A 7,139-nucleotide genomic window follows, 5' to 3' on the forward strand; every position below is an offset into this window, starting at 1 on the left:
GCCAGTAGCGCGCCACGCCGTTGACCGAGCCCATCGACAGGCTGTGATCGCCGCCCATGAACAGCGGCACCGCGCCCGATCTCGCCAGCTCGTAGGCGCGCGCCGAGATCGCCCCGACCCAGCTTTTCACTTCGCTGTAGTAATTGGCGTTGGCGGGCACCGGATCGTTGCCACCATCGAGCGCCGGGCGCGTCATGTCGCCGTGATCTTCGACCGCAAAGCCGAGCTGATCGAGCACGCGGCCGATCCCGGCGGTGCGGAGCGCGGCCGGTCCCATCAGTGTGCCGCGCAGGCCGGCGCCGATCTCGATCGGCACGCCGAGCAGCGCGACGCGCCGCGCAGGATCGCTGCGAGCGACTTCGGTCTGCGACATCGCCATGACGCCCCTTCAAATGCGCGCGTGACGCGCGCCGGAGCGCTGCGCCAACTCAGGCTTTGAAATAGGTGATCTGATGCGTGGTCGCCAGCAGCCGCCCGCTCGGCGACCACAATTCGCCGGTCTGGTCGGAGAAGCTCTTGTGAAACACGTTGGCGTCGGCGACGCCGAGCACCGCGGTGATCGGCTCGGCGGCGAGATCGGCGGCATCGACGTGGAAATACGTCGTCATCGACACCGTGCCGATCGGCAACAATTCGCCGCGGACGTGGAAGATCCGCGCGAAGAACGCATCGGCGATCGCCGACAGCGACAACAAATCGAGCGTGCGCGGCACGGCGTGGCCGATCCACGCCTTGGTGTGCGGGCTCGCCGGCTCCGGCAGCGGGCCGTCGCCGAAGTTCGGCTCGTTCTCGACGAAGCGAAATTCGAACTGACGGATCCACGACGCCGCCGCGCCGCCGCGCTCATACACCGGTGCCTCATCGTAGGTGGCGGTCTTCGGCATCTCGGCCGGACGGTGCGTCCAGGTCTCGCGGCGCTGCGCGAACACCGCGGTGGCGAAAACTTCGACGCCGGCGTCGCCTTGGCTGAGTTCGATGCCCCAATGCTGGGTCGAGCGCGTCGCCTTGATCAGCCGCGGCGTCAGCTCGAAGCTGCCGGCGCTGATCGGCGCGCAGAAGTTCACCGTGAAAGCCAGCGGATCGCCGGCGCGCTCCGGCTGCTGCATCAGGGCGCGCAGCAGCGTCGCCGCGGTGGCGCCGCCGAATTGGCCGACGAAGGCGTGGTAATCGTCGCTGGTCGCGCCCTGCCAGCGCCCGCCTCCGAAATCCACGCGCGTCGCGGCATCGAACGGATGCGGCGTGTGCTCGACCTTGGCGTCCATGGTGCGCTTCCCGTGTTGTTGCTCTTGTTGTGGCGCCAGCTTGCACCGCGGCGCAGCCGGGCGCAATGGCTGTCGGTCATCATGTGATGAGGGCAGGGCTGCGACTGCGCGCGGGCCACACGCGCACGTCATTCCGGGGCGCGCGTGAAACGCGCGAACCCGGAATCTCGCAGGTGTTGGAAAAACGTTCGCTACAAGCTCGGGATTCCGGGTTCGCGAGCTGCGCTCGCGCCCCGGAATGACGGACCTGAGAGGAGTGCGCCGCTCTCGGCCGAGCGTCGACTAGCCCGCCTGCCGCGCTGGCGACGGCTGGGTTGCCGGCTTGGTCGGCACGTTCCAGATCTCTTCGGCGTATTCGCGGATGGTACGGTCGGACGAGAACCACGCCATCCGGGCGACGTTGAGGATGCCGGCGCGGGTCCAGGCGGAGCCGGCGCGCCAGCGTGCGTCGATGCCGCGCTGGGCCTCGTAGTAGCTGTCGAAGTCGGCGCTGACCATGTAGTGGTCGAGGTGGCGCAGCGCGTGCGCCACCGACGCGAACCGGGCGCGGTCGTCGGGCGAGAACACGCCGGAGTCGATCGCGCGGATCGCGTTGGCGAGTTGCGGCGAACGGTTGATGACGTCGGTGGCGTCGAGGCCCTGGGCGCGGCGCGCCACCACTTCGAGCGCTTCCATGCCGAAGATCGCAATGTTTTCCGGGCCGACCAGATCGCGGATCTCGATATTGGCGCCGTCGAGCGTGCCGATCGTCAGTGCGCCGTTCAGCGCCAGCTTCATGTTGCCGGTGCCGGAGGCTTCCATGCCGGCGGTCGAGATCTGCTCCGACAGGTCGGCGGCCGGAATGATCACTTCGGCGAGGCTGACATTGTAGTCGGCGAGGAACACCACCTTCAGCTTGCCGCCGATCGAAGCGTCGTTGTTCACTACTTCGGCGACGTCGTTGATCAGCTTGATGATCAGCTTGGCGTAGCGATAGCTCGCCGCGGCCTTGCCGGCGAAGATCTTGACGCGCGGCACCCAGTCGCGGTTCGGCTCGTCCTTGATCGCCTGATACAGCGCGATGGTCTCGAGCACGTTGAGCAGCTGCCGCTTGTATTCGTGGATGCGCTTGATCTGGACGTCGAACAGCGCACTCGGATCGATCCGGATGTTGTTGCGCTCACCGATCAACCGCGCCAGCGCCACCTTGTTGCGATGCTTGACGGAGCGGAACTGCTGCTGGAACGCGCTGTCGCCGGCGAAGGCTTCGAGCCGCTCCAGCCGGGTCGGATCGTCCAGCACCTCGTCGCCGGCCACCGAGCGGACCAGATCGGTCAGGCCGGGATTGGCGAGCGTCAGCCAGCGCCGGAAGGTGATGCCGTTGGTCTTGTTGGTGATGCGGCCGGGGTAGAGGAAGTTGAGATCGTGAAACACGGTCTCCTTCATCAGGTCGGAATGCATCGCCGAGACGCCGTTGACCCGATGCGAGCCGATGAAGGCGAGATGGCCCATCCGCACCCGGCGGCCGGCCTTCTCGTCGATCAGCGACACCGAGGCGCGGAATTCGATATCGCCGGGGCTGCGCGCCTCGGCGAGGCCGAGATGCGCTTCGTTGATCCGGTAGATGATTTCGAGGTGGCGCGGCAACGTGCGCTGGAACAGGTCGAGCGGCCAGGTCTCCAGCGCTTCGGGCAGCAGGGTGTGGTTGGTGTAGCTCAGCGTCGCGACCGTGATGTTCCAGGCGTCGTCCCAGCGCAACGCGTGGACGTCGACCAGGAGCCGCATCAGCTCGGCGACCGCCAGCGACGGATGGGTGTCGTTGAGCTGGATCGCGGCCTTCTTGGCGAGGTTGCGGATCTGGCCGTCGGAATCCAGGTGCCGCTTGATCAGGTCCTGCAGCGAGGCGGAGACGAAGAAATATTCCTGGCGCAGCCGCAGCTCGCGGCCTGCCGGGCTCTCGTCGTTCGGATACAGGAATTTGCAGATCGCCTCGGCGCGCGCCTCGTGCGCGGTGGCGCCGAGATAGTCGCCGGTGTTGAACACGTCGATCAGCAGCGGGTCCGGCGCGCGCGCCGACCACAGCCGCAGCGCATTGACGTGCTCGCCGCGCCAGCCGACGATCGGGGTGTCGTAGGCGATCGCCTGCACGGTCTCGCCCGGCGTCCACACCGCGCGGGTGTAGCCCTTGGCATCGGTGACCTGGTCGACATGGCCGCCGAACTTGACCTGATAGACGACTTCAGGCCGCTGCAATTCCCACGGGTTGCCGAAGCTCAGCCACTCGTCGGGGAATTCCTGCTGCCAGCCGTGATTGATGATCTGGCGGAACAGGCCGTAGTCGTAGCGGATGCCGTAGCCGTAGGCCGGGATCTCCAGCGTCGCCATGCTTTCCATGAAGCAGGCGGCGAGCCGGCCGAGGCCGCCATTGCCGAGCGCGGCGTCGGGCTCGCATTTGCGCAGGTCGTTGAGGCCGACGCCGAGATCGCCGAGCGCGGCGTCGAACTGCGCCAGCAGGCCCATATTGTTCAGCGAGTCGGTGAACAGCCGGCCGATCAGGAATTCGAGCGACAGGTAATACACCCGCTTGCGGCCGGCGTCGTAGCTCTCCTTCTCGGACACCAGCCAGCGGTGCACGATCCGGTCGCGCAGCGCCAAGGCGGAGGCCTTGTACCAGTCGTGCTTGGTGGCGTGCGCGGCTTCCTTGCCGATCGCCAGGGTCAGCTTGGCGAGGATCGCGCTCTTGATCTCCGCGAGCGCCAGCTCATCCAGAGGCGCCGACTGGGAGGAATTTTTTTCTGGTAACGACTGCACGGGCAAGTGACCATTCCAAGCGGATGAGACCACGACCATACAAACAATAGTCCCGGATCGAAACCCATGACGAGGGCATCGTTGCGGCGGGATGCCCGGCTTTTGTGCAAAATCCCGCGACTCGGGCTGCCTGATCTACGGGGGGCGCGCAGGTTTCAAGGCGGGAACACGCCTGATGAGCCAGAGGGGCGGGCCAAGGTTGCCGTATTGCCTGCCGTGCGATAAGAACAAATTTAGAACATTCTGCAAGGTCTTGAGTTATCATCGCGATTCGGCGCGGTGCGCCGTCTATATCTATGGTCTCAGCAAGCTTCCGAGGACGAGATGTCCACCATCGCCTTCGATCAGACGGCGCTCACCCGGATCGCCGACTTCGCCCGCTCCCTGTCGCGGCTGCATCAGCTCGCCCGCCGGCAATGGGTCGATGACGATCAGCTCGACCGCGAGTTCAACGCGGTGTGCGTGTCGATCTGGGGTGACTGCCCGGACGATCTGGTCGACGAGATGTTCGATCCTGCTGATCTGAGCTGGCTCGACACCCTCGATGAGGGCACCGCCCGGATCTTCGCAGCCGAGCATGGCTACGGCCTGGTCGACGACACCGGCATGCTCAGCGACTGGTGGGGCTATTGCTGGATGATCCTGGCTGAAGCCCGCGGCCTGCTGACCGCCGAAAACCGCGCCGCTGCCCGCGCCCACCTCGAAGAATCCTACCGCGCCGCCCCGAACGTGATCGGCGTGATCGTCGGCAGGTAGGCGTCCCAGCTCCTCATCGTCAGAGTCTCTCCGGCGCGCGAAGCCCTCAACCCCCAAGATGTCATTCCGGGGCGAGCGAAGCGCCAGCCACCGGTGTCATTCCGGGGCGCGAGCGACAGCTCGCGAACCCGGAATCCCGCGGTTGTTTGGTCGAGAAGCCTCCCCGAGCCGCGCGGCCGAGGTGCGCTGAATCTCGAGATTCCGGGTCCGCTCGCTGCCGCGAGCGTCCCGGAATGACTCGCTTGAGAACACGCCATCATGCCGGCGCGAGAAGCCTTCACGGGTGTCATTCCGGGGCGCGAGCGATAGCTCGCGAACCCGGAATCCCGCAGTTGTTTGGCCGAGGCGTCTCCCCGACCTGCGCCGCTGATGTGCCCCGAATCTCCGGATTCCGGGGTCGCGCTTTCGCGCGCCCCGGAATGACGCGTGGGCGCGAGGGGTAGCTCAATCAATCCCGGCGCGGCGGCCGTGGGGGATTGGCTTCGGGGGCTCGACCGGCAGTGAGACGTCGCGGCCGAGTGCCGGGGGCGCCTGTTCGGCGATCTGCTCGTTCACCGGGGCGACCTTCATCCCGCCAAGGCGGGCGCGCAGGCTGGGAGTCAGGCCCGGATAGTCGGCGACCGGGGTGAAGTCCGGCGTCTGCTCGACGCCGAGACGCACGCCCGTATAGGCGGCGAGGCCATCTGCGGTGGCGACGATGTCGCCGGCGCGCAGCGAGGTGTCCTGCGACAGGTCGATCTGCGCGAGGCCGGCCGGATCGCGGCCGTTGCAGGTGCAGTCCGCTTTCAGCGCCTTGCGATAGGCGAACGCATTCGGCGAGTCGGCGTAGCGCTCGCCGCTCGCCGAGCGGGCACCGTCGATCTGGCCGCCGTAGTAAACCTTCGCGTTGCCGGCCGGGCAGAACGCCTGGCACATCTGCGCCGGGCTGGCGCCGGCGCGGAGCTGCAGCGGGAAGTACTTGCCGTCGCAGCTGCGCACGCAGAACGCCGGACCGCCGCCAGCGGAGGCCTGGCGCTGCGGTTGCGGCGGCTGGTTTTGCTGATTGAGGCCGAACGGATCGGCGAAAAAATTGGCCTGGGCGGGGGCGCCGTGCTGCGGCCGTTGCGGGCCGGCGCCGCCGAACAGGAACTCCAGCAGGTTCTGCGCCGAGGCGATTTCAGGAACGGTGAGCAGCGGTAGCGCCAGCATCGCGCCGAGAGCGAAAACGCGGCGCCGCAGGCGTGAACTGGTAAGCAATTGACGCAAACGCCCACTCCACCGACGCAACCACCCGCGGCAAGCCCGCTGTTGGTCGCGACTTTAGGATGGGATGGTAAACGCCGGGTTTCCGGCGGCGTCCGTGGCGCTCAGGTGTTGAGGAACTCGCTGGCCTTGTACAGCGACCGGAACGGCAGCCCGGCCTCGGCGAAGGCTTCGGTGGCGCCTTCCTCGCGGTCCACCATGGTCAGCACCAGCACGATCTCGGCGCCGGATTCCTTCACCGCTTCGACCGCCTTGATGGCCGAACCGCCGGTGGTGGTGACGTCCTCGACGATGACGCAGCGCTTGCCGGCCAGGCTCTCGCCCTTCGCCAGGCCTTCGACCGACAGCCGAGCGCCGTGCTCCTTCGGCTTCTTGCGCACGAAGAACGCCGCGATCGGATGGTTCTTCAGCCACGACAGCTGCGCGATCGCGCCGGCCAGCGGCACCGCGCCCATCTCCAGCCCGCCGACATAGTCGACCTTCTCGTCGCGCAGCGCCTCGTAGGTCAATTCGGCGAGCAGCGCCGCGCCCTCGGGATCGAGCATCGTCGGCTTCAGGTTGAAATAGAAGTCGCTCTTGCGCCCCGACGCGAGCGTGATCTCCCCCCGGCCGAACGAGCGGGTGCGGATGATGTCGGCAAGGCGGGCGCGGGACGCGGATTTGGACACGGGCGGACTCTCTGGGCTTTGGCTCTGCGAAAAACGCCGCAATCTAGCCCCGAGACCGCGCCGATGCCAGCGGCGCGGTGGAGGTATCAACGGGGCAAACGCCTACAGCGCCCGCCGTATTGGCCGCAGCAGCGCCGCCCGGCACAGCGCGCTCCCTCTCCCGCCCGCGGGAGAGGGTTGGGGTGAGGGCGCCCCGAGCAGTGAGTTCGGATTTCGCGGATGGGAGTGCCCTCACCCGCCGCGCTTCGCGCGTCGACCTCTCCCGCAGGCGGGCGAGGTTGCTCAGCGCCCGCGGCGGATCAGTATTTCCCAACGAGCTACGGGCACAGCGCGCTCCCTCTCCCGCCCGCGGGAGAGGGTTGGGGTGAGGGCGCCCCGAGCAGTGAGTTCGGATTTCGCGGATGGGAGTGCCCTCACCCGC

At 67.3% G+C, this 7,139-nt stretch carries 6 protein-coding genes; 1 reads left to right on the forward strand and 5 read right to left on the reverse strand.

The window, feature by feature from the left end:
* The 3 genes from DYI24_RS17510 to DYI24_RS17520 form a co-directional block, all read right to left on the reverse strand.
* A partial coding sequence (locus DYI24_RS17510; RefSeq protein WP_205523565.1) for an arginase family protein occupies positions 1-373 on the reverse strand: 373 nt, incomplete at its 3' end.
* A gap of 55 nt (positions 374-428) precedes the next feature.
* Positions 429-1,262 carry an acyl-CoA thioesterase gene (locus tag DYI24_RS17515; protein ID WP_164573205.1) on the reverse strand — a complete coding sequence of 278 codons (834 nt, stop codon included), beginning with the start codon at positions 1,260-1,262 and terminating at the stop codon, positions 429-431.
* 282 nt (positions 1,263-1,544) lie between these two features.
* Positions 1,545-4,091 (reverse strand): glycogen/starch/alpha-glucan phosphorylase, encoded by a 2,547-nt coding sequence (locus DYI24_RS17520; RefSeq protein ID WP_164573206.1) that lies wholly within the window; start codon positions 4,089-4,091, stop codon positions 1,545-1,547.
* A 285-nt stretch (positions 4,092-4,376) separates the two neighbouring features.
* Between DYI24_RS17520 and DYI24_RS17525 the strand changes: the two genes are divergently transcribed.
* Positions 4,377-4,808 (forward strand): hypothetical protein, encoded by a 432-nt coding sequence (locus DYI24_RS17525; RefSeq protein WP_164573207.1) that lies wholly within the window; start codon positions 4,377-4,379, stop codon positions 4,806-4,808.
* A 444-nt stretch (positions 4,809-5,252) separates the two neighbouring features.
* Here DYI24_RS17525 and DYI24_RS17530 read toward each other — a convergent pair whose 3' ends face one another.
* Both DYI24_RS17530 and pyrE read right to left on the reverse strand, forming a co-directional pair.
* Positions 5,253-6,053 carry a DUF2865 domain-containing protein gene (locus DYI24_RS17530; protein WP_502706353.1) on the reverse strand — a complete coding sequence of 267 codons (801 nt, stop codon included), beginning with the start codon at positions 6,051-6,053 and terminating at the stop codon, positions 5,253-5,255.
* Positions 6,054-6,154: 101 nt separating this feature from the next.
* Positions 6,155-6,718, reverse strand: a complete 564-nt coding sequence (gene pyrE / locus DYI24_RS17535; RefSeq protein ID WP_013504533.1) for an orotate phosphoribosyltransferase — start codon at positions 6,716-6,718, stop codon at positions 6,155-6,157.
* Positions 6,719-7,139: the final 421 nt, after the last annotated feature.

The sequence above is a fragment of the Rhodopseudomonas sp. BR0C11 genome, assembly GCF_010820945.1.
In the GTDB taxonomy this organism is placed as follows: domain Bacteria; phylum Pseudomonadota; class Alphaproteobacteria; order Rhizobiales; family Xanthobacteraceae; genus Rhodopseudomonas; species Rhodopseudomonas palustris_H.